34 protein-coding genes and 6 pseudogenes are annotated in these 26,176 nt (G+C 32.2%); 34 read left to right on the top strand and 6 right to left on the bottom strand.

Features of this window, described 5'->3' with window-relative positions:
* Positions 1 to 33 precede the first annotated feature (33 nt).
* The 22 genes and pseudogenes from CN288_RS29825 to CN288_RS22855 all read left to right on the top strand — a co-directional run bounded on the left by CN288_RS29825 (position 34) and on the right by CN288_RS22855 (position 13,949).
* The gene (locus tag CN288_RS29825; RefSeq protein ID WP_244525363.1) at positions 34 to 546 is read left to right on the top strand and encodes a hypothetical protein; all 513 of its coding nucleotides are present in this window, start codon (positions 34 to 36) and stop codon (positions 544 to 546) included.
* 18 nt (positions 547 to 564) lie between these two features.
* Entirely contained in the window at positions 565 to 924 is a 360-nt protein-coding gene (locus CN288_RS22935) for a hypothetical protein (RefSeq protein ID WP_098303171.1), read from the top strand.
* Positions 917 to 1,474, top strand: a complete 558-nt coding sequence (locus CN288_RS22930; protein WP_098303170.1) for an RNA 2'-phosphotransferase — start codon at positions 917 to 919, stop codon at positions 1,472 to 1,474. The genes CN288_RS22935 and CN288_RS22930 overlap by 8 nt, the downstream gene beginning before the upstream one ends.
* A gap of 423 nt (positions 1,475 to 1,897) precedes the next feature.
* Positions 1,898 to 2,398, top strand: coding sequence for a hypothetical protein (locus CN288_RS29820; protein WP_255260040.1), 501 nt, complete (start codon positions 1,898 to 1,900; stop codon positions 2,396 to 2,398).
* The gene (locus CN288_RS29815; protein WP_255260039.1) at positions 2,359 to 2,607 is read left to right on the top strand and encodes an HNH endonuclease; all 249 of its coding nucleotides are present in this window, start codon (positions 2,359 to 2,361) and stop codon (positions 2,605 to 2,607) included. Before CN288_RS29820 ends, CN288_RS29815 begins: the two co-directional genes overlap by 40 nt.
* Before the next feature lie 59 nt (positions 2,608 to 2,666).
* The gene (locus CN288_RS29810) at positions 2,667 to 2,804 is read left to right on the top strand and encodes a hypothetical protein (RefSeq protein WP_255260038.1); all 138 of its coding nucleotides are present in this window, start codon (positions 2,667 to 2,669) and stop codon (positions 2,802 to 2,804) included.
* Positions 2,801 to 3,241: an SMI1/KNR4 family protein gene (locus CN288_RS22920; protein ID WP_090688999.1), complete on the top strand. Its 441-nt coding sequence runs from the start codon at positions 2,801 to 2,803 to the stop codon at positions 3,239 to 3,241. The genes CN288_RS29810 and CN288_RS22920 overlap by 4 nt, the downstream gene beginning before the upstream one ends.
* Before the next feature lie 18 nt (positions 3,242 to 3,259).
* Positions 3,260 to 3,715 (top strand): SMI1/KNR4 family protein, encoded by a 456-nt coding sequence (locus CN288_RS22915; RefSeq protein ID WP_098303169.1) that lies wholly within the window; start codon positions 3,260 to 3,262, stop codon positions 3,713 to 3,715.
* 713 nt (positions 3,716 to 4,428) lie between these two features.
* A pseudogene (locus CN288_RS29805) lies at positions 4,429 to 5,047 on the top strand (HNH endonuclease).
* Between the two features lie 17 nt (positions 5,048 to 5,064).
* Positions 5,065 to 5,532, top strand: coding sequence for a DUF6985 domain-containing protein (locus tag CN288_RS22905; protein ID WP_098303168.1), 468 nt, complete (start codon positions 5,065 to 5,067; stop codon positions 5,530 to 5,532).
* 94 nt (positions 5,533 to 5,626) lie between these two features.
* On the top strand, positions 5,627 to 5,815 hold the full coding sequence (locus CN288_RS29010; RefSeq protein ID WP_098962601.1) for a hypothetical protein: 189 nt from the start codon (positions 5,627 to 5,629) through the stop codon (positions 5,813 to 5,815).
* 18 nt (positions 5,816 to 5,833) lie between these two features.
* A complete protein-coding gene (locus CN288_RS22900) occupies positions 5,834 to 6,190 on the top strand; it encodes a hypothetical protein (protein ID WP_098303167.1) in 357 nt (118 codons plus the stop codon).
* Positions 6,191 to 6,647: 457 nt separating this feature from the next.
* The gene (locus CN288_RS29005; protein ID WP_243765333.1) at positions 6,648 to 7,091 is read left to right on the top strand and encodes a hypothetical protein; all 444 of its coding nucleotides are present in this window, start codon (positions 6,648 to 6,650) and stop codon (positions 7,089 to 7,091) included.
* A gap of 17 nt (positions 7,092 to 7,108) precedes the next feature.
* Entirely contained in the window at positions 7,109 to 8,083 is a 975-nt protein-coding gene (locus CN288_RS22890) for a hypothetical protein (protein ID WP_098303166.1), read from the top strand.
* A 16-nt stretch (positions 8,084 to 8,099) separates the two neighbouring features.
* Positions 8,100 to 8,555, top strand: coding sequence for a DUF6630 family protein (locus CN288_RS22885; RefSeq protein WP_018782240.1), 456 nt, complete (start codon positions 8,100 to 8,102; stop codon positions 8,553 to 8,555).
* 1,059 nt (positions 8,556 to 9,614) lie between these two features.
* A pseudogene (locus CN288_RS22880) lies at positions 9,615 to 10,130 on the top strand (deaminase domain-containing protein); the annotation flags it as partial.
* An 11-nt stretch (positions 10,131 to 10,141) separates the two neighbouring features.
* The gene (locus CN288_RS22875; protein WP_098303165.1) at positions 10,142 to 10,513 is read left to right on the top strand and encodes an Imm3 family immunity protein; all 372 of its coding nucleotides are present in this window, start codon (positions 10,142 to 10,144) and stop codon (positions 10,511 to 10,513) included.
* 159 nt (positions 10,514 to 10,672) lie between these two features.
* Positions 10,673 to 10,891, top strand: coding sequence for an alpha/beta-type small acid-soluble spore protein (locus CN288_RS22870; protein ID WP_098303164.1), 219 nt, complete (start codon positions 10,673 to 10,675; stop codon positions 10,889 to 10,891).
* A gap of 665 nt (positions 10,892 to 11,556) precedes the next feature.
* Positions 11,557 to 11,715, top strand: a complete 159-nt coding sequence (locus CN288_RS28995; protein WP_176527722.1) for a hypothetical protein — start codon at positions 11,557 to 11,559, stop codon at positions 11,713 to 11,715.
* Between the two features lie 415 nt (positions 11,716 to 12,130).
* Positions 12,131 to 12,790 (top strand): Mur ligase family protein, encoded by a 660-nt coding sequence (locus CN288_RS22865; RefSeq protein WP_176527721.1) that lies wholly within the window; start codon positions 12,131 to 12,133, stop codon positions 12,788 to 12,790.
* A gap of 20 nt (positions 12,791 to 12,810) precedes the next feature.
* Positions 12,811 to 13,230, top strand: a complete 420-nt coding sequence (locus CN288_RS22860) for a glutamate ligase domain-containing protein (protein ID WP_098303162.1) — start codon at positions 12,811 to 12,813, stop codon at positions 13,228 to 13,230.
* Positions 13,231 to 13,589: 359 nt separating this feature from the next.
* On the top strand, positions 13,590 to 13,949 hold the full coding sequence (locus tag CN288_RS22855) for a hypothetical protein (RefSeq protein WP_026593065.1): 360 nt from the start codon (positions 13,590 to 13,592) through the stop codon (positions 13,947 to 13,949).
* Positions 13,950 to 14,548: 599 nt separating this feature from the next.
* Here the strand turns inward: CN288_RS22855 and CN288_RS22850 are convergent.
* Together CN288_RS22850 and tnpA are read right to left on the bottom strand one after the other, a co-directional pair.
* Positions 14,549 to 14,937, bottom strand: a pseudogene (locus CN288_RS22850) (helix-turn-helix domain-containing protein); the annotation flags it as partial.
* An 11-nt stretch (positions 14,938 to 14,948) separates the two neighbouring features.
* Positions 14,949 to 15,347, bottom strand: coding sequence for an IS200/IS605 family transposase (tnpA, locus tag CN288_RS22845; protein ID WP_098303161.1), 399 nt, complete (start codon positions 15,345 to 15,347; stop codon positions 14,949 to 14,951).
* A 235-nt stretch (positions 15,348 to 15,582) separates the two neighbouring features.
* Between tnpA and CN288_RS22840 the strand changes: the two genes are divergently transcribed.
* The 9 genes and pseudogenes from CN288_RS22840 to CN288_RS22795 all read left to right on the top strand — a co-directional run bounded on the left by CN288_RS22840 (position 15,583) and on the right by CN288_RS22795 (position 21,964).
* Positions 15,583 to 16,050 carry a GNAT family N-acetyltransferase gene (locus tag CN288_RS22840; RefSeq protein ID WP_098303160.1) on the top strand — a complete coding sequence of 156 codons (468 nt, stop codon included), beginning with the start codon at positions 15,583 to 15,585 and terminating at the stop codon, positions 16,048 to 16,050.
* A gap of 171 nt (positions 16,051 to 16,221) precedes the next feature.
* A pseudogene (locus CN288_RS22835) lies at positions 16,222 to 16,485 on the top strand (amidase); the annotation flags it as partial.
* Between the two features lie 70 nt (positions 16,486 to 16,555).
* Positions 16,556 to 17,772 (top strand): annotated as a pseudogene (locus tag CN288_RS22830) (MerR family transcriptional regulator).
* 118 nt (positions 17,773 to 17,890) lie between these two features.
* Positions 17,891 to 19,186, top strand: a complete 1,296-nt coding sequence (locus tag CN288_RS22825) for an MFS transporter (protein WP_098303159.1) — start codon at positions 17,891 to 17,893, stop codon at positions 19,184 to 19,186.
* A gap of 170 nt (positions 19,187 to 19,356) precedes the next feature.
* Positions 19,357 to 19,536, top strand: a pseudogene (locus CN288_RS22820) (FAD-dependent oxidoreductase); the annotation flags it as partial.
* Positions 19,500 to 19,739: a hypothetical protein gene (locus tag CN288_RS22815; protein WP_026593059.1), complete on the top strand. Its 240-nt coding sequence runs from the start codon at positions 19,500 to 19,502 to the stop codon at positions 19,737 to 19,739. The pseudogene CN288_RS22820 and the gene CN288_RS22815, both read left to right, overlap by 37 nt.
* A gap of 11 nt (positions 19,740 to 19,750) precedes the next feature.
* Complete coding sequence (locus CN288_RS22810) at positions 19,751 to 20,386, top strand: hypothetical protein (RefSeq protein ID WP_255260036.1); 636 nt, start codon at positions 19,751 to 19,753, stop codon at positions 20,384 to 20,386.
* A gap of 727 nt (positions 20,387 to 21,113) precedes the next feature.
* Positions 21,114 to 21,413, top strand: coding sequence for a hypothetical protein (locus CN288_RS22800; RefSeq protein WP_098303157.1), 300 nt, complete (start codon positions 21,114 to 21,116; stop codon positions 21,411 to 21,413).
* A 2-nt stretch (positions 21,414 to 21,415) separates the two neighbouring features.
* Positions 21,416 to 21,964: a suppressor of fused domain protein gene (locus tag CN288_RS22795; protein ID WP_098303156.1), complete on the top strand. Its 549-nt coding sequence runs from the start codon at positions 21,416 to 21,418 to the stop codon at positions 21,962 to 21,964.
* 230 nt (positions 21,965 to 22,194) lie between these two features.
* Here CN288_RS22795 and CN288_RS22790 read toward each other — a convergent pair whose 3' ends face one another.
* From CN288_RS22790 to CN288_RS22780, 4 genes are all read right to left on the bottom strand, one after another.
* Positions 22,195 to 22,551 (bottom strand): SMI1/KNR4 family protein, encoded by a 357-nt coding sequence (locus tag CN288_RS22790; protein ID WP_098303155.1) that lies wholly within the window; start codon positions 22,549 to 22,551, stop codon positions 22,195 to 22,197.
* Complete coding sequence (locus CN288_RS29800) at positions 22,548 to 22,670, bottom strand: hypothetical protein (RefSeq protein ID WP_255260035.1); 123 nt, start codon at positions 22,668 to 22,670, stop codon at positions 22,548 to 22,550. The genes CN288_RS22790 and CN288_RS29800 overlap by 4 nt, the downstream gene beginning before the upstream one ends.
* Positions 22,671 to 22,867: 197 nt before the next feature.
* Positions 22,868 to 23,125, bottom strand: coding sequence for a hypothetical protein (locus tag CN288_RS22785; RefSeq protein WP_098303154.1), 258 nt, complete (start codon positions 23,123 to 23,125; stop codon positions 22,868 to 22,870).
* A gap of 152 nt (positions 23,126 to 23,277) precedes the next feature.
* A complete protein-coding gene (locus tag CN288_RS22780) occupies positions 23,278 to 23,583 on the bottom strand; it encodes a hypothetical protein (RefSeq protein ID WP_098303153.1) in 306 nt (101 codons plus the stop codon).
* 333 nt (positions 23,584 to 23,916) lie between these two features.
* On the opposite strand from CN288_RS22780, the gene CN288_RS22770 reads away from it, so the two are divergent.
* The 3 genes from CN288_RS22770 (at position 23,917) to CN288_RS22760 (ending at position 26,099) form a co-directional block, all read left to right on the top strand.
* Complete coding sequence (locus tag CN288_RS22770) at positions 23,917 to 24,255, top strand: hypothetical protein (RefSeq protein WP_090689055.1); 339 nt, start codon at positions 23,917 to 23,919, stop codon at positions 24,253 to 24,255.
* Between the two features lie 366 nt (positions 24,256 to 24,621).
* The gene (locus CN288_RS22765) at positions 24,622 to 25,647 is read left to right on the top strand and encodes an ADP-ribosylglycohydrolase family protein (protein WP_098303152.1); all 1,026 of its coding nucleotides are present in this window, start codon (positions 24,622 to 24,624) and stop codon (positions 25,645 to 25,647) included.
* A 20-nt stretch (positions 25,648 to 25,667) separates the two neighbouring features.
* A complete protein-coding gene (locus tag CN288_RS22760) occupies positions 25,668 to 26,099 on the top strand; it encodes a deaminase domain-containing protein (RefSeq protein WP_098303151.1) in 432 nt (143 codons plus the stop codon).
* The last annotated feature ends 77 nt before the right edge of the window (positions 26,100 to 26,176 follow it).

Genomic DNA, 26,176 nt, shown 5'->3' with positions numbered 1-26,176 from the left:
TGTGCCGAAATTTAGTGGAGGCCCTATCCTGTAATGGAAGGTGCAGGCAAGATTCCTAATGGAGGAAAGAACCTGTTGAAAGATGCTTATCAGTATATGAAGGATACTGGTGAGAAGATTTTTGGTAGTGGTGAGAAGGATGTTGTTAAGGGAGCTAGCGGACTTAATAGTATTGTTAAGAATGTTAATCCTTCAGAAATTAGATGCAGTCAAACTTCTGTAAATGGTTCAGAAGAGATTATCGCTAGTATGAAAGTTAATGGCTGGAAAGGAGACCCGATTGATGTTGTTAGAATGACAGATGGAAATCTTACGACTATTGATAATACTAGGGTTGCTGCGGCTAGAGAAGCTGGAATAGAAGTTCAAGCAACGATTAGAAATTATAATGATCCACTTCCAGCAAACATGGTTGATAGACTTACAACCCAAAAAGGTGTTCCTAAAACATGGGGAGAAGCATTAGATTTAAGAATTCAAAAACAAAAGTCAAGTTTTAGAAATAACAATCCAATGGGATCATATGACTTAGAAAAAATGAAATAGAAAGAAGTGATGACTACCATGAAAACTTTTTATATTGATGAATCTATTTATAAATATCCTGAATCTTATGAAAAGTTAATTGAGTTAAACATAGTTGACTTTGATGTATGGTATTTAATTGAATCAGGACAAGCTACTAGAAGATACTATGATTTGAAGGAAAGATATCCTAATCGAAGTTTGATTCCTTTCGCTAGAAGAGATGATAGTGATGATATTGCTTGTTTTGAAATTGGTAAAGGAAGCAAGGTTCAACTTATTCACGATTTTACTTCTGAAGGTTTTGAACAAAGAAAAGAATTTAGTGATTTTTGGGAGTGGGTTGAAGTTGCTATGAAAGAAATGATTGATTATAATCGGGGTGAAGAAATTGAATGAAGAAAAATTCTATACAAATTTGAGCAAAGAAATTTCATACGCTCTACGTCATGCACCATGGGAATATGAATTAGAGTTAGACGAAAATGGTTGGGTATCTGTAGACCAGTTACTACATGCACTGCATCAATCAATTAAATGGAAAGGTGTAAGTGTAGAGGATTTAAAGACGATGATAGATAAATCAGAGAAAAAAAGACATAAGATAGAAGGAAATAAAATCTGTGCGATGTATGGACATTCTATTCCTATGAAAATAGTAAAAGAAGAAGCTATACCGCCTAGATTTCTTTATCATGGAACTTCTTCTCGATTTATAAATTCTATTGAATTGAATGGGTTATCTCCCATGTCTCGGCAGTATGTTCATCTTTCCGAGGATGTTGAAACTGCAAACTTGGTAGGAAAAAGGAAAGATAATCATCCTGTTATTCTGGTAGTAGATACTGAAAAAGCTAGAGAGAAAGATATTAAGTTTTACTTAGGAAATGAAAAAGTTTGGTTAGCAGACAGAATTCCTAGTGAATTTATCAAAATTTACAAGGATTGATTTAGCCTATTTTGCTAGATTCTGGGGATGAAGAAAGTAATTTTTAGAAGAGTAAGATAAATCGTTAAAGCAAACGGTGAACATGTTAAGCTGAAAGTGTTTGAGGAACCAGCCAAGGTGTGAGCTATTTGGTGAGTTTCTCAATCACCGGTAAGAAAACATATCCACTTTATAACGTTATTTAATGAAGCCTTTGTCTATACGATCTGAACTGGAAGATGTAACTGGTCTTCCAGTTTTTTATTGAACTAAAAAAATAGATATAATTAAAAAGAAATATAAGATAGTTAGAAAAATGATGAAAATTTGTTTAGAAGTTTTAAATAGCAAATAATTTTTTACATGTAAACACCAATATCAGGGGATATACAGGTAAAAGAACCCGCCACCAAAGAAAGACTCATTGCGGCAGGCTGTACGCTTTTGGACATTATTCCGATTGGAAAAGCCCTTCTTGATGGAGCGAAGAAAGTACCAAGTAAAGTAAAAGAAGGTGTATCTTTCGTTGCTTCTAAAACGAAAAGTCTTGCTGATAAAGTAGGAGACCTGTGGAATAAAGGAAAAACGAAAGTTAAAAACGATTTTCTAGAAGCAGATAAAGCATTCCGTTATGTTATGAAAAAATTGGGAGAGTATGTGCCGAAATTTGGTGGAGGCCCTACTCCTGTAATGGAAGGTGCAGGCAAGATTCCTAGTGGAGGAAAGAACCTGCTGAAAGATGCGTATCAGTATGTGAAGGAGACTAGGGAGAAGGTTTTTGGTAAGGGTACCGGTAAACTTTCAAAAACGGATTTTGATAGGGAAGTAGATAAAGCAATGGAAGGGGCTGGACGAAATCAACCAGAGTATAATAGAAAGCCCATCCAACCAAGAGACTATAAAAAATGGAAATTAATGAAGATGGAACGACAACTTATACCGTAGTTTCTAAAAGTAACGGTAAAGAATACAAAGTTACGTATGACAAAAATGGACATCCGATATTTAATGCTCAATTCGATACAACGTTTCCTGAATCAAAATATTTATCCAGTGATTCAGAACAATTTACTTTCTGTAATAAAGCCCTGTTCGATAAGGCGATGAAGGATCCTAAGTTAAAATCAAAATTTACAGAGGAAGAGTTAGAGTGATTCAAGGAAGGTAAAAAAGCCAAGTAACTTATACATGGCATCATCAAGATATAGGTAAAATGCAATTAGTCGACTACTTTGAGCATGAAGCAGCGAAACATACTGTAGGTAGAGCATATTGGGGTGGAGGAAAGAATGGAAGAAGCGGTAAAATAAAGAGAGACATAGCAAATCGAATTAGGGAGTTGTTTTCATGAGAAGAATAAAATGGGAGCGTACACATGACCCTATTACTGAGCAGATAATTTCAGAAGTTGAAGAGAAGTTTAATGTGATTTTTCCTCAAGATTACAAAAATTGTGTAATGAAATATAACGGTAGTCATCCAGTACCGAATATATTCTTCTTTGAAGATGGAGGAGAAGGAGTTTTTGATTGCCTACTAAGTTACACGAATGAATATATTAGCATAACAGTTACTTATGATATTATCTCGCCATACATCCCAAAGGGAATAATACCCTTTGCTACGGATCCATTCGGTAATAAAATATGTTTTGATTTTAGAAATGATAAACACTCACCAACAATAGTTTTTTATGATAGCGATGAGTGTGATGAACAAGCAATTGAATATATTTGCAGTACTTTTACAAATTTAATAGATTCGTTGCATTTTAGTGAAAACGAATGAGTCGGAGGTCGATGAATTATGAATCTTAATTTTGAATATACTTTCAAACAAATTAAAGCCGAAGATATAGAAATCTTTGAAAGACTTAATGGATTAGAACTACCAGAGGACTATAAGAGTTTCTTATTAAGAGATAATGGTGGTAAATCTAATAGAAGAAGATTTACTACGAAAGATGATGTAGTTACGTCATCAATTATGATGTTCTTTCCACTATCAGAGGAAACAGAAAATAATCTACAAAATTATTTGAATTATTATATTAAGGGAAATAAATTGCCTTCTAGACTTATTCCAATAGGAAAAGATCCAGCTGATAACATTATATGTATGTCAATCCAAGGTAGCGATATAGGTAGTGTTTATCACTGTCATACCTATCAGATAAAAAATGAAGAGGAATTAGAAGCAAAGTTTATTAGGGAAATAACTTCTAGCTTTACGGAATTTATTAATAAACTTTCTGAGAAATAGAATTGTATTGTCAGAGGGCGAATTTCTAAAATACCGACATTAGGTACCCTTGGTTGAGTAGGTAGAAAAAGAACAGTGACGGATTGTACAATCCATTATTTGAATCAAAGTTAAACAACATTATTGGTATCGAATGAACCCATCACTCAACCAATAACACATATAACCTCTTTGTAAAGTACAGAAAAAATAGACCGGATTTACATCATGACAACAAGAACATACAATCAGCAAATCAAACCCTTTATAATTTGATAAATACGCTTGCTAAGCTTTCAAAGGCTTATTCCAACTGAACGATGAGGAGGAATGAGCTTTTTTTCATGGCTAAAAACAAAGGAGGAAAATTTGACTGTTACAATGGAATACAACAAAATGACCAATCATGGGAAACAACTAAGTATGGCATATGACATGAACTTATGAATAGCGGAAAAAACCCACAAGTTCACGTGGATTCCAACAGGTTACAAGGGGGATAATAGGAAATGAAAAACATTGAAAGAGAACTATAGTTTTATAAGTGCGCTCAGTGTTGAATTGTTATTACTGTTTTAATAGATTGTAATGGTGATAGTAGAGAAACAATTGTAAAAAAGAGCAGAATAACAACAAACCTCGGATTATTAGTAAAAAGATGAGATAGAGAAACTATTTTTCATTCAAGTTTAGTATAATCATTGCGAGACAGCAAAAATATTATGCTCGACCGTATGAGACTAGCAAGCCTAAAAGTAGAAAAATACGGAAATGAAAAAATGTATCAGCTCGGCGGAAAAATGGCCGAGGGTGCAGATGACGTAATAGCTACCTTCAAAGGTGTTGAAGTAGCTGGAGACGGTACAGTGATAGGGAAGCAAGTTGGCCCAGGGAAAATTACTGAGTGGGTTAATAAGCATCATGCAGGCAGCAGTAACAAAATCAATGATGAGATTCAGGGGATTGAGGCTTCGCTTGCTAAGGGTACGGGTAATAGAGATGCTGATATTCCACCTGTAGCAAAAGCGCAAATTGAGATTGAATACATGTTAGCAAGACCGGCAAGAACGGAACAAAAGCTAGAACTATTAATTTTAAACAAGCAGATCAAAAGTTGGCTGAACAACTTAACAATTCACCAGAGTTGGTAAGCAAGTTTGGAATGACTTCTGGGAAAATTAAAGCAGGAGACATTGCAGATTATCGAGAAGAATACAGGTTTACGTGGCATGAATTAAATGATGTGAAGACTATCCAACTTGTACAGAAATAAATGGCAAATTTGGGCATCTTGGCGGCGTAGGAGAGATAAATGCAGGAGCGTTTAAGTTAGGAGGATTTGTCAATAAATAGAAAGGGGGAAATTCAAAATGAAAATAAATGATGCAGTTTTTGGTGAGCTTGAATATGATTATGTCTGGAGTAGAGATACTACCATTGAGTTTTGTGGAAAAGAAGCCGATATTGCTTTGATGATAGATGGTGAAGAAGATGGAGAATTTAGTGAAAAACAGTATGCTTCGTATAATTCTTTAATACAAAATTGGGGACATCTTCAACAAAGTATTTTGCAACCAATTCTATATTATTACAAACAAAAACGACATGAGCTTGGGTATGATGTTTCATATAATGAAAATTATCCTTTAATTGAAACGATTGATCAACTTCTTGAAAAGATCAGGCTTGTGGGGATTTATGTCCTATCTGTTAGACGCTTTGAAGGCAGATATATTGGACTAACATTTGACTGTACATGGGACATGGAAAATGGGGTAGGCATTCGTCTAATAAATGAAGAAGTAGCTAGGGTAGGATACCAAGACGCTGCAATTTAAATATCACTATTACACATAAAAGATTAGTTCGTTTTGGAAGTTAACGGAAAAAAACAGTAGAGATAAATACTAGAAATCTCTGCTATTTTTTTATATGCAAACGGAAAAATTAATCTTGAAGGTTATTTCTATCGGAAAAATGGCCGAGGGTGGGAGCCGTGTATTACCTCCCTTTAAGGGTTATGAACCAGCTGGAAACGATATATTAGTAGTGGTTCAGCGTAGGTCAGTAAGCATCATACATAAAAGAACTGTTCATCTAAATTATTTAGAAGAATTTTAATGGAAAGGAGAATAATAGATGAGTAAAATAGCAATTAAAATAAGCCCTAATGGTCCATTTAATAAATATGCAGTATCCTTAAGGAAGTATACTGGTTTAGGAGTTACAGAAATAAAAAATAAAGTTGAAAACAAAGATTTTTTTGCCGGAACGGATACGAATGATATTGATGATATGGAGAATTTAAAAGGGTTAGTTGATAATTTGTTGAAGTTAGGTGCAGAAGTAAAAATATTTGCCAGTGATGAATATGGCGAAGGGATTTTTAATTATCAAGAAATTTCTTACGACGAATTTATTAATAATATTGACCGATTAAAAGAAATTATGGGAGAATTACAGGATTATGATGATGCTTTGTCTAACGAAGTTTAATTTAAAAAAATTAAATGCTATGAATTGGGTTTAATAATTATTATTGTGAAAATATATGTTAGGAGCTTGTGTTAGTAAAGTAACATAAGCGGGTGATAAAGCTCATGGTTCTAAAACTGAAAATACAAAAGCACATAAGACAAATGAATGAAAAAGAATGTATTTTTGAGGTGGAAAGAAAAAGAAGTAGTTTAATAAGGTTTTACATGGTTTGCTTTTTTATTGTGAGGGTTTAAGATTACAACATAGGGTACGAGTAAGGGTGGCCCTGGCAGTAATATTTCAGACAGTATCTCAAAAGAAATTAAAAAGTTAGATAAAGAAATAAATAGATTGAAAAAAGAGGAAAATGACAAAGAAGTCAAAAGATTAACGCGAGAAAGAAATAAATTGGACAACAAGTTGGATACGAAAGATGTTATTAGTGATCATTATGACTTGGAGGTTGCAAAGGAGTATGAAAAAAATCGATAATTCTAAATGTTTCTCTTATGATAAAGGTGATTTTGGGGAAGAAGTGACAAAAATCTTAGCTAGACAAAATAATTTAGGTAAAGACGTTTCCGATCTATTCCAAGTGGGGAGAAACGGCATAGATGCAGCGTTCCTATCGGAAGGGCCGCCGCCAAAGTTAACGATTATTGAATCGAAGGCATCAGATTCCGCTAGTTTTAGTTACTCAGATAAACAGAAAAAGGGTGGAGATACGTACTTCCAAGACATGGTTAAAAGCAAAGATCCTAGGTATGCCAGTTTCAGAGGTAACTTAGCGGAACTGAGGAAGAAGAATCCTGGTCTACAATTCGATTTTATTAGAGTTGAAACAGATATCAAGATCACTGATATTGGATTCGGCGTTGATGAGTTACAGGTAAAGGACTGGAATAAGAAAATAGATTAATTCATAGGGAGGATACAATGATAAACCAAAAAAAGTTAGAAATGGCTTTTAAAAGATATAGCAAAAATTTTGTGGATGGAATCAAATTTGAAGATGTTAAAGATGAATATAATGTTAGTAGAAGAGAGATTGAGGAAATCGTTGAGCAAAATGAAACAGAGAAAGATCACATACTATTAATAAATCTAAGCCCAATTTCTTCATATCACTTGTCACTATGGAAAAGTGATGTATTGATCAGCGGTGGAAACAATGTAGAAGGATTAAAGAACATGCAGAAGGTCTTATTTTACCAGTGCATGGGACAGGATCTCTATACAATCAGGTATCCTGGGATGATGTTGGAATATTCGTTTAGCGAAGTCGTCTTCACATTAGTTCATTTTGCAATGTATGGATGGGAGAAAGAAGAAAATATATTATATGATTTTATGGCTCATCACTTCGGTGGACATTTAATGGATGCCAATGAAGAGGATAGACATATTTGGTTTTTGCTAGAGCTGTACTTGCAGTATAAAAATAAAACCATCATGGGAACGAATGAAAAATTGCATCTAGCCGTGATAAATAAGTTTAAGGAAGCTGAACTACGGTACGATTTAATCCCTGAAGACCTGAACATTTATGATGAAGTGCTGGGACGTTGGTCGACTGGTGATTTAGAAGAAATAGAACATCTAATTTCGATCATGTCTCAGTATCATTCTGCATTAGCTTCTGAAATCGGACAGCTAGGTGAATTTGGTGATTTCGGATTCGGATTTTATCCTTTTGAAATCTTATTCTTGATCTATGTAAGGAAACAACTAGGGTTGCCAATACCTACTCAAATCGATAATTTTCTGATGAATACTCCAGAAGCGAAAATGGTATTTGGAGAACGTGAGCCATACCCAGAATGGGATCCCGTGCTTCAGATGATCGATCAATTTTATCGTAAAAACTACCCAGAATATGTTCCTAACAAGCATGGAGAATTATTTCAATAAAAGGGAGGAAGCTAATATGCCTGATCAAGGGATAGCGCAGATTATATTTCCTGATAGCAAGGATTTGGAAACGTTTTTGAAGGAACAAGGAAGTTATGACTTACATGAAGACCTATTAAAATATGGATTGACGACGAAACAGTTTTTATACGTTGACTATAAAGGTGAGCAATACCAAGAAATTGTCAATTTTATTCTTGATTACGAATTTGCCCACCAAATTGAATTAGCAACACAAGAAGAACTCGAGAAACTAGAAGCATTTCATTATGAATTTTTACCTGAAAAGATCAAGGAGGCCAACAAAATACTGTCACCAAAGGGGTATGGACTATTTTCATATCCAAATTCGGGCGACTTCTTCGCACTATTCATTGTAAAAATAGAGAATATAACAAAATTGCTGCAAGAAGAAGTGTTGCTCGATGATAGAATCCCTTTTCAAGAAAGGTGTATCAAGTATTATAGATAGACCTAAGATTGTACGTCTTCAACCTTGACTCCGGTCAAGGTTTTCTTATAAGTTAATATCAAGATTGCATAGCTACCTAGAATGTGCTATTTTTGGCCATGTACAATTGTAAAAACCCAATGTGTTACGGTGATCGTTCATGTTCTTGCAAATTTATTTAAAACTTTTCGCATGAACATTAGTCAAAATAATAAAGATGTTTTGAATTTGGAAGGCTTGATACTAGAAATAGAAAAATAAGTTGAGAAATGTGCCTATTTTGTGGGTTACCTGAACACTGGCAAAGGTATATGCTCAATAAAGGAAGTCAATAGCGACGTTAGGAGAACGTAGTGGCTATCGACTTTTTTATTTTTACAACTGGGCTAGAAAGAAAAGCGTGAGAATTAGGCGAGATGACATTTTATTGAAAAGACATGGAATGGACTTAAAACTAATGAATTCGTACAAGCTTGTAAGTTTTAACGTAGTAGTTGTCATGGCATAATGGTGTCATACTGTTACAATAAAACTTACAAATTTAATGCTACTTAAAAACAAATGAACTTAAAGCACTTCATTATCTATTAGATAACGAGTGCTTTTTTGCGTTTAATCATAGCATTTAAAGGGTTCATTACAATTTTATAAATGCACCAAGTGTTAAATTTTTATAGTAATTTTTATGGCTTGTAACAGCTATGTACAGTGTATGACGGCCGTAGAGCAGAATTGTAAACAGGATTTAAATAATAATTAACCTAGGAGTATAAGCAAAAAGATGAAGTGGAGAAACTACTTTTCATTTAAATATAGTACAATCATTGCGAGACGGCAAAAATATTACCCTTGACTGCGTGAAACTAGCAGGCCTAAAAGTGGAGAAATACGGAAATGACAAAATGTATTAGCTCGGCGGAAAAATGGCCGAGGGTGCAGATGACGTAACAGCTACCTTCAAAGGTGTTGAAGTAGCTAGAAACGGTGCATTGGCAACAAAGCAAGGCAAGGGTTACTGAGTGGGTTAATACGCGCCATGCAGAGAGTACTAAGTTTATGGATGGTAAGATTCATGGGTTTGAGGCTTCGCTTGCTAAGGGTACCGGTAAAGTATATCCTGCAAGATAAATTGATCCAGTAGCAGAAGCGCATATAATAGATAGAGTGAAAGAGCTAAGAGGGAAATTAACTAGTGGATATAAAAAGTCTGGGAACTTTTCTTTAGCAGAAGTAGATGTTAAGGATATTGATAAATCAGAGTTTTTTGCTCAAAGTAGTATAAATGAATTAAATGGTGTGTTAGAGGAAAGGGTAGCCGATATTTCATTAAAGCCTAATAATCCAACTTTTAAAGCTTCAATGGCAGCCGATAAGAATGGAATTGAGTACCCAAGAGATTCAGATACTGAGTATAAAATTCTAAATGATATAGCTAACAGACTTGGAAACAATACTGAGGCAAAAGGAAAAATAAAGTTATTTACAGAATTAGGTACTTGCGATAGTTGTAGTAGGGTGATGGTGTTTTCTGGAAAATATAAAAATATAGAATTAGAGGTTATCCATAATAACGGAAACAGATTAAAACGTCTATAAGAGGGATATAAATGGAAGATTGGGAATATAATGAATTGATTGAGGCTGTTAAAGAAGTGTATGATAATATGTTAAATGAAGATAGAGGATATAAATATGCTACTGCAAGAACATTTTATGAATTCGAAACAGTCTGCAATGAGGGTGAAACAGAAAATTTACTAGTACACTTAGCCATTGGAGAGATAATAGTGACGCATCCAAAAGTTTTTGTGGGTGTAGTTGATACTATAAAAAAAGAGCTAGGAAACATTGATAGGAAGGAATTAGAGAAGGAATTGGTATCTGAAGAGGTTGAGGATCTTTTGACCAGAATAAGTAATGTCAATCATAAACTTAAAAACGTAATACAGGACTATGATTCTAATGCTGATAATTATTAATAAATAGAGTTAGTATTATTAATAGAATGTTGAAAGGGAATATGTAAAGAGAGAAATGCATTCATGTAGTTTCAATCGTGTTTAATAAAATGATTTCCTTTTATGTATAAATATCATAATTAAGCACATGTTATATACAAATATAATGGAGGTGTAATTATGAATATTCAAAGGCATGATAATAATTATAATGAAATTCTAATTTCTGGTGCTACAAGTGCAATCGAGCAGATGAAATATGAAATTGCTCGTGAATTAGGAGTTACACTGGGTCCAGAGACATCTGCACGTGCTAATGGTTCCGTAGGTGGGGAAATTACAAAGCGTCTTGTTCGAATGGGTGAAGAACAATTAATGGGACAATATAGATTACATTAAAATGGTACATATCCAATTAAAAAGAGTATCCTTTACTTCGTTAATGGATACTTTTTTCTTTATTTTTACATTAAATTCAAAAATATAACATCCAGTCCGGAAATTGAATGCGTAGATTTATTTGTGCGGAACTTTTAATCTACGAATAACACCATAGGTATCTAAATGATTAAAATTCATCTATGAGAAAAATGAGCGGTTTGGTGTGCTGTTATTCGTGTGTAGGTTTAATTTAGAGCCAAAAGGTAAATTTGTCATAAAATTCTTCATTTATCTATTAAGAAAGAATATAGTGAATTTGAAAATATTTCAATTTTATCTACAATAATTATAAGGGTGATCGGATTAGTTGATGGATTGTGAATTTTATTTGTGTGACTTTAGCCCAAAATCAAATTTATGAACTGTAACGCAACGATTATCTTCAGATAAAAGATTAATTACCAAGTGCGAATAAACACAATATGAAACTATTTCTATTTATATAGATTAAAGCCTAATAAAAAGATAATAAAAGTGCATCATCTTTTTGCAGGAGTAGTAGACTAGGAGTCTTGCGCAGAATTAATAAACTATAGTAATAGTAACTTGTATGATTTCTTTTACTTCATTTAAAAATGTTTTTTATAGAAGCAGATAAGAAAATCCGACATGCAATTTAAACATTGCTAGAATATAAGTGGATTCCTAGAGGGCATGCCTTTTCGGCAGCAGGCGTAGGTAAAATCGGAGGATCACATTCTCTGAAAGATGCGTATCAATATACGAAAGAGAATGTGGAGAGTTTTTTTGTAACGGTAAGAAGAATGTTGGTAGGGAAGTAAGTGGTGCTGGTGATAGTGTAAGAAAAACTAGTTTTGTTTTTAGTAATTTATATAAGGTGGATCTTTTTTACCCAATATATTTTTCAGAAGGGTTAACGGTAACATAGAGGTAGCATGGAATAATGAATCGACGTATTCTACGGAAGGAATCACTTATATTCATCCTATTGGAATTGAATATATCAATTGAAATGTTTAATTATACTGTTAATTGTTTTATTGAGAATTTCCTGGATAATCTTCTACTTAATTTTAGACACAAAAATGATGCCGAATTCGTTTGCAAAAAAGTAAAGAACATAATTAAATAGTTGTTTTAAAACTTTGAATTCGCTTAAATATGGATGGAACTTTTAAAGGGTTTATTGACCAAATTAGATAAGAGGTGATCAGCAATGGAGATACGTTGATAGCTTTGCAACACTTAGCACGTTCTTACAGAAAGCAACTGTCTGTTGATGTAATTGGTGTTACAGGAAGTAACGGAAAGACAACAACAAAAGATTTAATTAACTCTGTACTCGGTACAACTTACAAGGTTCATAAAACACAAGGAAGTTTGAATAGCCAAATCGGTTTACCGTTAACAATTCTAGAGATTGAAGAGGATTGTGAAATAGTAGTATTAGAAATGGGGATGAGTGAACATGGGCAAATTCAACGTTTGTCAGAAATTGCTGAGCCAAATTTAGCTGTTATCACAATGATTGGACAATCGCACATACAAACATTAGGTTTAAGAGAAGCAATTGCAGATGCAAAGCTGGAAATAGTAATGAACTTAAAGGAACAAGGGCTACTTATCTACAATGGGGATGAACCACTTTTAAAAGAAAGAATTCACACATTGCCTAATGCTAATCACATTGAATTTATTAGATTTGGTGAATCTTCTTCAAATGACATTTATCCTGTGTCCATGAAAGAACATTCAACAGGGATTGATTTTACATTAAACGATGAAGTAATTTATTTCATACCTCTCCATGGAAAATATAATGTTTACAACGCTATAATTGCTATAAAAGTCGGTCAGCAATTCAATTTAGATCAACAAAGCATTAAAAAGGGTTAAAACAAGTAGAAATAACAGAAATGCGTTTTCAAATGTTAAAAGGAAAATCAGGAACTACGATTATTAATGACGCTTGGAATGCTAGTCCTTCTTCCGTTAAGGCAGCAATAGAAACATTTGACCAACTTGTAGGATATAAGAAGAAAATTATTGTGTTAGGTGACATGTTGGAGTTAGGTCAAGAAGAAGAAAAGTATCACCGGGATATTGGTCAAATACTAAATCCAAATACAATAGATTATATTTTTACAATTGGGGAACGCGCAAAAATGATTGTACAAGAAGCAAAATTTAGATATACAAAAGGAAAAGTAAAAGCATTTCTTACAAAAGAAGAAGCTATTACAGAAATTCTCTCTGTATGTAATCTGGAAGATGCAGTCCTAGTAAAAGGCTCAAGAGGAATGGCATTAGAAGAAGTAGTCCAAGAATTAATATGACATTTCAATCTCAATAAATTATCTCCGTTAACTGTTGGTTTTGAATAAAGTTTGATTCAAAGTATGCTAAAAATGTTGTTTTTATTAAAGAAGAACTCTTCATATTTTGAAAAAAGATTGGTCAAAAATAGATTCATTGTTGTGAATTAGTGTACAAATATTATAAAAAAGGTTGACCAATTTTTTTATAAAACTTACTACAACAATATATGAATATCTTTGACTGTTTTTGTAATTTATTGTAAAATAATATACATAGGAAGGTGTTTTAGGGAAAATATGGAAAGAGTATGTCTTTCAGCTTTTAAAGGGCTAAAGCATATCCTTTTTGTTATTTAAAGGGGGAGAAAGAAAAAAGTATGAAGGATTTAAAAAGAAAAAGTATTTATGTTTTATTAATAGTTATAGCAATTATGGGGTTAAGTGCTTGTGGTAAAGATCCATCAGACGATTTGCAATCTAAAAAGTGGAATGTCGTTGCTACCAATGGCGAATCATATACAGCAGAATTCGCTAAAAATACGGTTTCTTTCAAGATAGGAGCTTTCACAAGAGGGTTTACATATAAAATTAACAAAGATGAAATTAGTTTAGAAGAAGATGGGAAAGAGCCAATTGTATTTGAAGTTAAAAAAGATGGTGATGAATATAAATTTAAGGCAACAACTCCAGCTATTAAAAAGAAATTTGGAGATTTGACGTTATCACCAAGTAAATAGTAAATGAAAAGTCGAGAAAAAACTCTGTAATAATTTTACAGAGTTTTTTGTTTGGAATTATTTAAGTAATTTTTACGGTGATACATATTAGTAATATTGTTGGTTGGAAATAAAGTTTGATTAAAAATATTTACTCCCACCCTTACTCTACGGAATATAAAAAGAATCTAATTTGAAAAAAGATTAATCAAAATAGATTCTTTTCCAGTAGATTTAAGATTGGTTTTTATAAAAATGTTTGATTAAAATTACACATATTAACCTCACCATATATTTTATTTCTTTTCTTAATAAAAATATCCCCATAGATAAGTAAATCCAAAGGAATAAAACGGTGCATCTTTTTTATAAACAGTTAATCTTTGAAATAAACGATTAAACTGTATTTTAAATCCACATTAACGGAGGGAAAAAGAACAAGAGGTGTTTTCTTTTATGAAAACACCTCCGTAGTCTAATACTTTTTTCTATAGTCTAAAACATTTTTTCAATCAAATAATAAGTGTTTTAAAAGATAAAAAACAACTGTTTACGGTATAAAAATAGTGCTATTACCAAGAGGGATTTTTTACTCCCCCTTAGGATAGCACTACACTACATTTGATATGACCATTCAGCAACATAATATTTCCGTTGACCCTATTCGTTGTATAAGATTTTCTATCCTTTTTACTTTTGAACGTTGGGAAGTCATTTTGACCACGAAAGAAATTTTATAGGCAGTTTGCAAGTTTAATTGAGCATTCGCTAATGCTAATGAATCCACTTCCTTCAACCATTCAAACCCTTCTTTGTACTTTGCAGGAGTAGGGAATTTTTGCTTTCTTAGTTCTTCCTTATTCCCTTTGTGTTTCTCATACACTTCTTTTCGTTCAGCCAACATCTTATTATATACAAATCGCACACACCCAAAAGTTTTACGAATAAGATGCGCTTGTTGTTCTGTTGGATACAAACGAAATTTATATGCTTTATTATGTGTTGTCATATCATTTCACCTCACTTTTCCCCTTGCTTTTCGATATACTTTTTTACTATTTCTATTGGTGAACCACTAGTAGTGAGTAAGTAAAAACTTCTTGACCAAAACATCTCTTTCCGAAGTTTCTTTTTCACTTGTGGAAAGTCTCTCTTGATGAGTCGAGAACTAGCACTTTTATACGCATTGATGAACTTTGTTATTTCTATATTAGGATGTGCTTTGAATAAAATATGGACATGGTCATTGTCATGATTCCACTCAACTAAAGTTATGTTATAGCTTTCTGAGAGCCTTATAAACATATCTTTTGCATAGTTAGACATATTATCATCAAATACATTTCTTCTATATTTCACAACTAATATAAGATGATAATAAAGCGAGAATACTGAATGATTATTACTATCTAAATCCATTGATATACCAGCCTTTATACTTTATAAGACTGATTATATCGGAGTAAAAATAAAAAGAATAGCAAATACTTTTTGGCTATCGCCCTGCACACGCTTGAGGAAGGAGAATTCTTTCGGATAAAGCGTTAAATTTAATAAAAGAGATCACTTTAGATATACTGCCAAATTATTTTACTTATACTAATATTTGGGGTAGAGTTATTCAACAAACGGGGAGAATAAATGGGAGGGCATTATGGAATTATTTGAATATGAAGAACGATTTAAAAAACAAGTAGAAAGCTATGAATTATCTGAGGAACAGTTACAATTTACAGGTACACCAAAAAAATGTGTAGAATTATCAAAAGCTGATACTGACAGACATTCTATATTATTTCTTGCAAATAATGAGCTTGTAACATTTTTCGTGCTTCATGAAAATGCAGGTGTAAATCCTTACTCTAAAAATCCAAAAGCTATGTTATTACGAGCGTTTTCAACGGATTATTATTATCAAGGAAAGGGATATGCCAAACAATCATTATTGTTACTACCTGACTTTGTACGCAAAGAATATCCATATATTAATGAAATTGTATTAGCGGTAAATGTGAAAAACATTACTGCACAGTTATTATATAAAAAATGTGGTTTTATTGATGAAGGTGTACGAAAAATAGGGAAAAAAGGCGAACTTATTATTATGAGCTATTATTTATAAGAGAGATATTGTGAAAGATTCGACAACCAAATTAAACAGTGTAGTTTAGTGTTTTCTAAATAAACTACACTCATTATAAAATATTTATAGACTAAAAGGTGCTTTTTGTGTAAAAGTCGAGTAACTCCCAAATATACAATAAAAGTTGATTTTGGAGTTACTTGACGTTTACTTTATTACTCACAAAATGAAGGAATAGATTTTGCGCTTCAAACATATAACCTAGATGCCATTTTATTCCCGGCATATGTAGAGTCTACTCTTTCTGCAGAAGCAGGTTATCCATCAATTGCTTTACCAGCAGGATATATGGAAAACGAGCGTCCATTTGGTATTACTTTTGCTGGGACGGCATTTAGTGAGAGAACTTTAATGAAGATTGGTTATGCCTTTGAGCAAACAATAAAATTTCGGAAACCTCCTAGTTTAATATAGAAAGTATAGTTGTTTTTGATGTAAGAAAAGCAGAACTGATGAATAAAAAATATGTATGGGTAGTGGTAAAGTGAAGATTGGTAAATTTGGAGAGGTCAATAAATTAAGTATTAATACAATTAGGCATTATATGGACTTAGGATTGATTGTACCTGAAAAGAAGGGAGGGCATTATTTTTTTGATGAGAGTTGTCAAAACGATTTAGAGATTATTTTGGAATTTAAAGGGATGGGATTTAGTTTAAACGAAATTAAACAATTTTTTCCATATAAAAATTTTGGTAAATTCACGGATTATGAAAATGATACGTACTATCAATCTTTGTTTATGGATAAATATAAGCAGGTTGAGCAGGAAATAAATAATTTAGTAGAAATAAAGGACAATTTAAAGGCGAAATTAGATGAAATATTAGCGGAATCTAAAGGTCCAAGCTTAATGATGGGAATTGATTTAAAAGTACTTGATTTGCTGAAATGTTTAAGGTGTAGCGAAAAACTTATTCTTCAAGATGGGATCATTCATAGAAATCAAATTATGGAAGGAAAGTTGATTTGCGATTGTGGTGAAGAATATCTTGTTGAATCAGGTATTTTAAAAATTGGTAATGCATTTCAAGCAACTTCTGGCCCCCATCTTGAAGAATTTGTTCTTGAATATATACATGAAACTGATCCAGCTTATTTGGAAAATATGAAAAAAGTTGGAGAATGGTCAATGAGGAAACTAGGTCAATTAGACTTAAATAATAAAGTATTACTTGAGTTAGGATCCGTAGTTGGTTTTTTTCTGCGAAATGTTTTTCGGGAATTACCGGAAAATTGCTTGTATATTGCTGTTGATCGCAACTTAGAGCGGCATCGATTTTTAAAAGGTGTATTAGAGAGAACAGGTTTAAATAGAAACATGCTCTTTATTTGCGCTGATTTTTTACATATACCTATACAGGATCAATCTGTCGATGTCGTGATTGATCATTCAGGTACTAGTAATTACAGCTTCGAACATGAGGAGTTTTTGCTTCGCGAAGTGGATTTTCTATTTAAGCCTAATTGTTACATATTGGGATCATATATTGCTTTTAAAAATTTTAGCACCAAAAGCAAAATCGAAGCTAGATTTAGAGATAACTTTATAGCTAGAAAAATTAGGGGAAACATCACTGATTTAAAGTATATTCCTCTTGAGGAAAGGACTTCTGAATATATTAATCGAGGTGGAAAGTACGAAAATTTCTTTGTGCGGGGGAAGAAATTTATTCATATTCATTTTTGGGAAAAAGATAGGGTTAACCCTATCTTTTTTCATTTTTTCCTAAAAATTTATGGATTACACCTATTGATATTGGGTTCACCCGGCAGCTTAACATTTGTTGTATAAAAAGTTAAGTGAGGTGGAGGATTAATGGAAGCACTACAAATGAGTGTAAGTAATGAAAAGAACAAAAAAGAAATGAAAAACCTATTTCTCTATTCTACAGGAAAAACTATCTCGATATTTGGTACGGCTATTTATAACTTTGCGCTAGGATTATACGTTTTAAAGCAGACGGGCTCGGCGTTAAGCTTTGCAGTTACTCTTATACTAGGAATTATTCCGATGGTTATCATCAATCCGTTTGCTGGGGTGATTGCGGATAAGATCAATAAAAAGACATTAGTTATTTGTATGGATCTTCTTAGCGGAATCTTGTTGGTTTCCGTTTATATATTATGTATGAAATATGAATTGAATTTACTTATCATTTATGTCACTACGTTCCTGTTGACGGTGTTTACTACTTTCTTTGGAATAGGTTTAGAAGCTGCGAAGCCAAACATTGTATCTGAAAAAATGTTGATGAATATTAATTCCATTAGTAAAATAATCGACTCAATCTCTTCAATTATGGGACCTATGTTAGGCGGAATTGTTTTTGCTATCTTTGATATGAGAACTTTTATTATCATAAATGGAGTTTCTTTTCTCTTTTCTGGATTATCGATGATGTTTATTCATTTCAAGCTTTTCAATCACCAATTAAATGAAGATCATTTAATTGGGAAAATTCATTTGATTAGAGATATGAAGGATGGATTTAACTATATATTTGAAAGAAAGAGTATTAAAAACATGTTTATGCTCTTAATATTAATTAATTTTTTTCTCGGCTTTGCTGTGACTGTTCCACTACCGTATATGATTAATACAGTTCTAAAGTTTGGAGCAAAGGAGTTTGGTATGATCCAAGGGGCCTTTCCGCTAGGGATGATTATAGGAGCTTTATTAGTAAAGAAAATCACAGAAAGAATTTCCTATTCCATTCTTTTAAAATATATAAGCATCGCTTTATCGATTCTTATGATTTTATTAGGAGTTCCAGTTATGCTGAAAAGCTTACAACTGAACTCCATCGTTTTTACCTGTTATTTCATTGCTGTCTTGTTCTTGTTTGGGTTATTCATAGCGCTAATTGATATCCCTCTCGCTTATTTTATGCAAAAAGAGATTCCAGATGAATATAGAGGTAGAGTCCTAAGCATTGGCATTAGTATCGCGAAAATCATGCTTCCTATAGCGATGATTTCATCAGGAGCTCTATTAAATATCCTTCCTTCTTATGTCATGCCTATTGCAGGAGGAGTGTTATTCCTTCTATTAAATATGCGTTTAGCGAATAAGGTGAACTTTGAACTAATTTCAAAAAATATAAGTATTTAATTTGCTATAACGCCGGATTATTGTGTAATAAAAGTAGTGTTATAGTTGAAAAAATCCCCTTTCAGTATACTTAATAAAGAAATTTATCTGAAAGATAAAAGTGTATTTGATCATTTATAGATCAAATTTTTGGAACGTATGAAAGAATGAAAAAGGAAAAAGTGTTAGAAATGAAAACGTATATTGTAATTGGGGCTGGAATTCTCGGGGCATCTACTGCTTATCATCTTGCAAAAGCAGGAGTTCGAGTTACATTGGTTGATCGTCAAGATTTAGGGCAAGCAACGAATGCTGCAGCGGGGATTGTCTGTCCTTGGCTATCACTGATGTACAAAAATTATTGGATACGGCGTATTCATCTTCTAAAAATAAGCAGCTTTACAATATTTATGATGGAAAGCTTATAAAATTTCAACCAGATGGAGAAATTGGCCGGCATCCATATGAAGTTATGAATCCTGCTAAAGAAGTACCTGCTGATGTATTAAGACAGTTACTTAAAGATGAGAAGCTTACGAAAGCAGAATACAAAAGACTATTAAAAAATAAATGAGGTGCATTTTTTTGGGGATATATGGAGATAAGAATATATTTGCTATTCAATATGAATTTGAAGAGAATCCATTTCATGAAAATAGACTGATTGGTGAGACATGGGGGAGTTTTAAATTATTTGTTCATGGAAAAGATCTTTGCCAATATGAAAGAGAGAACATTGTAATGACTTTTCAATGGAATTTGCTTTATATTGTTGAATGGTTTAGTGAAAATCTTAAGTATATTTTGAGTGATAAACCATTCCCTCTTCCTGTTGAAGGGAAAAATTCTCTTGAGCTTATAGATAATTGCTTGTTGTTTGATTCAGACAATGATGATGAATTTGATGCATGGTTTGATAAAAAGCAAGAATGGGAGTTTCAACACTCTTGGTTTTCAAGTAGAGGTGGATCTTTTTTACCCGATGTATTTTTCAGAGGGGTTAACGGTAATATAGAGGTTGCATGGAATAATGAATCGACGTATTCTTCGGAAGGAATCATTTTCATTCATTCTAATGGAATTGAATATATATCAATTGAAATGTTTAATCATACTGTTAAATGTTTTATTGAGAATTTCTTGGATAATCTTCTACTTAATTCTAAACACAAACATGATGCCGAAATCGTTTGCAAAAAAGTAAAGAACTTAATTAAATAGTCGTTTTAATACTTTGAATCGTCATGTATCTTTAAGTTTTTTATAACTAAAATAATTTTATAGTTTTATAGTTAAAGATAATTCGATGTGATATGTTTTTAAGGTGGTAAGAGCTCGTCCAATTGGGTGAGTGGGAAATAACAAATGGAATTGTAAGGTATAACTAATCTTCTGTTTTTTTATGTGATCAATATTAAATCAAGAAATTTCATTTGGTTACACTTATCTCTGGCATATAGGATGACAGAATTTTTTGTTTTAATAATGTTTGTGTATGACATGAATAATTTATATTATCACTACTTTGATATTTTAAAGGGTATGCTATGCATACCCTTTTTTATTTAACAAAAAAATAGATATAATTAACAGAAGGAAATATAAAACATTTAGAAAAGTTAAGAAACTCCATTCAAAAGTTTCATCAAGTAGGAGAAGTAGCTGGTAAAATCCTTCTTGATGGGGCGAATAAAGTGTCAAGTAAGCTAGAAGAAGGGTATCCTTTGGTGAATCAAAAGCACAGGGCTTTGCAAATAAAATAGGAGATCTGTGGAACAAATGAAAAACAACAGTTAAAAATGCCTTTGTACAAGCATATAAACAGATAAAACATGCGATTAAAGCCTTACTGGATTATAAGTGGATTCCTGGAGGATAACCTTCTCTCTCACTAACAGGCGGAGGATCACACTTTCTGAAAGATGCTTATCAGTATACGAAAGAGACTGTGGAGAGGGTTTTTGGTAGTGGAGCTCTTAGATATGGAGATAGAAGAATATCGGATGAGCTGTACGACGAACTACGTAAGCAAACACCAACAGAGGAGTTAAGAGAATTAGTTAATAAAGATATTAATGATATGAAGGGAAAAACTGATTCTGCACTAGGAGAAATTATAACCAAAAAATTAGAAGCAAACCACATTGTATCGATGGATAAAATTGACAGTATGGAAGAGTTTGAGAAACTAACTACAGAGCAACAATTGCAGATTTTAAATAAACTAGATAATTTTATTGGAGGATAATTATGAAGAGCAATACCAAAGTTTTTATAGAGAGATTAGAAGAGTTGTTTGGAGAAGCAGATGCAATAAAAAAGATTAATACTAAAAATGGAGATACACCAATTCATGTGTTTTTTTATCGTGATTTACCTGAAGAAGGTATGATGACATCTATTACTTATGGACTATCAGAAGCAAACCATCCAAATTGGAAAAACGGAAAACCAGAAATTATTCTAACACTGGAGACTCAAGATGAAAGTTGGGGATTAGCAACAGCGTATTTTGCGTCACAATTTAAAGGAGAAAAAAGTTTCTCTTACGGTTCACTGTTTACTTTAGATACTCCTATTTCAAAAGAATCTGAAATGGTTGGGTTCTTTGTCTTTGCTCCTTCAATTCTAAGTAAAGAATACTCGGAAATCAAAACACCTGAGGGATCAATACATTTAGTTGGTATGTATCCAATCTATAGTGAAGAGATTAAATTATATCAAACGATAGGGTTGGAGCAGTTTTGGCAAAGGGAAGGTTTTGATTTATATAATGTAAAGAGAAAAAAATTAGTATAAATATGTTTTCTGTGATCATGAGGGAGAAATTCAATACACACCTGAAGAATTTAGAAAAATGGATTAACAAATATGCACTGTAGCTATATTGCATATGTATATGTGAAAGAGAACATTAAAAATTAAATAACCAAAGACGATTCAAACTAAGAATCGTCTTTGGTTGCTATTTCAAGGAAAGTGTTACTTTATTATATTTATCAAAAAGTTATTTTGAAGCTATCATATAACTACTTTTTAAGATAATAATTTGGATTTCTATTCATTTTTCTTAAAAAATCTTCAAGAGAATTCGCTATTAAATCTCCCTCATAGTAAATCGGACAACAACCATCTGTATCTTCTTCATCTAAATTCATTACTAAACAAGAAAGTTCTGATACTTCATAAAATACTAATTCATTTTCATCTGTATAATGATCTAATCGAATATCATCCAGATAAATGTCTTCACCATTAATAAAATCAAGTACACTACCAGGTCCCATTATTCTATTAAAACGCGATTCAATAGATTTACATACAAAACCATAACCTATCTCATTATAAAATTGCTTAAGCTCTCTTGGGAATTTTTTCCCCCTCATTCATTTTCGATTGATTTTATTTCGTCTGTTCCAGTTGGATAAAATACATGTTTATCATCAGAAGATATTTCTGTTCCAGGTAAAATCACATATTGTTTTAGAAAATGAAAATTACTCATATTTTTTCTCCTTTTTTAATCTATCTTCCTAGGGGAATTTCTCTAGCCGGACTATCCGACCTACGAATAATATTTTAAAATTATATAGGAAAGAGAAGAGGTGGTGAATATGAAAATACTAATTATGTTTTAGAGAGATAGCGTTTTAACAAATGAGGTGAACTTCAAGGAACCGGCTTATATATTTGTTCATTTAATTATGCTTCATATGCCATGCTATCAGGAAAGTCTTCGTTTCTTTTGAGACATCGCACAATCCTAGTACATGCACAATTAAAATAATGTCCTCTCATTGTTTCTGAATCCACTGGAGCTTGCTTTAAGTCATAAAACATTCGTTCTTTTTTATTATAATACATTTTTCCTATTTTATCAGGGGATTCAGAAGGGTAGTATTGATAAACAACAATTTCTTCATCTTCCAATTCTTTAGTCATTAATAAACATACTGCCATATATAAAGACCTCCTTATTTATTCTTTATCTATTTTGGGCACATCCTATGGTCTACCAGATCTCACAGTGGCATCATGTGCTTCTCTATACGTTGTTTTAATTTAGTTACTTCCCACATATTGAAGCTAAGCTAAATAAAGTAATATAGTATTTAAGAAAATGAAATGTCATTTGGAAGATCAATATTTTTTAAATTTTTCATTCCACCATCATTTTCAATTTGTTTATGGATTTTAATGATACACTTATAGAACAATGAAATATGTTTTTTAGGTATGTAATCAAGTAAAACATAACCTTCTTCTACAGTAAGCTTATCTTTTAATAGCTTAAAACGCCATCTTTCACACATTTCTGGATACTCATTACACATTTCAATACTAGGACCAAAACTATAAATGGCATAATCACAATTATCTAGCTCTTTTGTTATTACAATCGCAGGATATCTTCCCATTCTAATACACTCCTTGATTAATCAAATGCTTTAGCTAAAGGGATTTTAAAATGTTCATCAAGCGGACTCATAGGTTCTGTATCAGGAGCGTTCCAAGGTCTCCCCAATAACATTATGAACCGAGAGGATAAATACGTAAATATATAAATAAAGTAAAAAATATATGTATGTAAATTAAAATAAGCTTTAAAACATAAAAAAATGCTAACAAGCTTGCAAATGAACTTGCTAACATCTATTTATATATCGATAAAAAATTGGGGGCTGTTTATGGTAAGCAAACTTTTATAGTTCAAACAGTTAAAAGTATGAACATATAAGGAGGAATCTGCTTTGTTCTCTATACGTTATAAAGTATTTTTTGATGAAATATATGATGATCATGAATTAAAAGGAGCAGACGGTTATTTTCAAATACAAGTGGACAATGGAAACTATGGATTATTTCTTTCAGAGGAACTAGATGTGTTTTCTGTATCGGTATATTGGTGGTTTTATTATTTTTTAGAAGCAACAGAACTACTAAAAAATGAAAAGCAAGTGTATATAAGTGATATAGAAACTCCACAAGTTTGGATTGAGCTAAAAAAACTAATAGTGATTATATTTCTATTAGCAAAGCTTATGCAAATAAACCAGAAGGAAGCCATGCAGTCGAATGTAGTAATATAGTTGGAATAACTTATCCTAGTTGGAATTCTAAACTTGTACCATTGGAAGACTTTAGAAATGAATTGTTAGAGAAATCTAAGATGTATGCACAAGACTTGCAGGAACTAAATAACGAGTCGCACCCATATATCTTAAAGTTAGAGTTTTTAATAAAAAAGGTTGAAAATTAATAGATATATTATGCTTATAAAGAATGTCACTGGGGAATTAATGTCTTTAAAGGTACTCGTACGTAAAATTAGTCAGTTCCCTTGTGAAGTAGAATTACTATTAAATTCAGGAAAAGAAATGGTTATAAAGAGTGTAAGTATTGGTAGTATTAGAAAAATACATTTTGTTTTAGATTTATTAGGGTAGGTGACAGAAATGGTTGGTAGAAGAATGGTAGATAGATGGGAAGATGATAACAAGTCTTTTCTTAGTTTGAGTATTCACCAAAGAGTTTTACCCACAATATATGGAGGGATTATTGGGGATCTATTAGGTGTTCCAGTTGAATTTAGGAAAAGGGATACTTTTTACATAGACAATGTTAGTGGCTACGGAACCTATAATCAACCACCTGGAACATGGTCAGATGATACTTCATTGACTTTGTGCTTAATGGAAAATTTAATAAAAGAAGAAAGTATATTTTGTTTAATGAACAAATTTATTAAATATAAAGAGGAGGGGTATTGGACTCCTTTTGGAAAAATGTTCGATATTGGAAGAAGTACAGATGAGGCTATTATTCGTTTTGAGGAAGGGTATCCGTTAGAAAAATGTGGTGGCAAAGCTGAGTTTGATAATGGAAATGGCGCTATAATGAGGATAGCACCACTAGCCTTTGTACTATACAATGAGTTTGATTTTATCAAAAAAGTAGAAATGATAAAAAAATATACCGAGATTACTCATGCACATCCTCGTGCTATAGTAGGTTCTATTATTTATATTGAATGTTTGGTAAGACTTTATCATAATAATACTCCTCAAGAATCCTTAGAAGTAGTTAAGAGATTATTTGATAAAAATTTTGATAAAAGTCATAAATATCAAGAAGAACTAAAGCATTATTCAAGGCTTTTTGAAAATGATTTTTTTAGATTACCTAAAAATGAAATATTGTCGGATGGATATGTAGTACATACTTTAGAAGCTGCAATTTGGTGTTTTGGAAATTCAACAACCTTTAAAGAGGCTGTTTTAAAAGCGGTAAATTTAGGGGAAGATACAGATACTATAGCTGCAATAACAGGAACTTTAGCAGGTATGTACTATAAAATGGATGAAATTCCAGAAGAATGGTTAGGGAAAATAGTAAGAAAACAAGATGTTGATGAATTGATAAATAGATTCAATAAATATTGTGCAGACAAAGCGATTATTGAGGAATATAGCAGTCTCTGAAAGATGATGTGTATCAGTTTATGAAAGAGACTGGGGAGAGGGGGGTGGATAGAAGGACAGGTAAAGTATATCCTACAAAACAAATTGATCCAGTAGCAGAAGCACATATAATTGTTAGAGTGAAAGAGCTAAGAGGGAAATTAACTAATGGATATAAAAAGTCTGGGAACTTTGCTTTGGTAGAAGTAGATGTCATGGGGCTAAATAGGAAAGAATTTTATGCTCAAAGTAGTATAAATGAATTAAGTGGTGTGTTAGAGGAAAGAGTGGCGGATATTATATTAAAGCCTAATAACACAACTTTTAAAGCTTCAATAGCAGCAGATAAGAATGGAATTGAGTACCCAAGAGAGTCTGATACTGAGTATAAAATTCTAAATGATATAGCTAACAAATTTGGAAATAATACTGAGACAAAAGGTAAAATAAAGTTATTTAGTATCATATTGTAAGTATAAATTGGTTATATACAAACTAAAAAATACATGAATTTAAAGCACTTGTTTACCAAATGAAGTGAACCCTGAAA

The sequence above is a fragment of the Bacillus sp. AFS023182 genome, from assembly GCF_002560575.1.
Taxonomy (GTDB): domain Bacteria; phylum Bacillota; class Bacilli; order Bacillales; family Bacillaceae_G; genus Bacillus_A; species Bacillus_A arachidis.
Note: the sequence above shows the minus strand (reverse complement) of the source record. Positions and strands in the feature narration are given on the sequence as shown.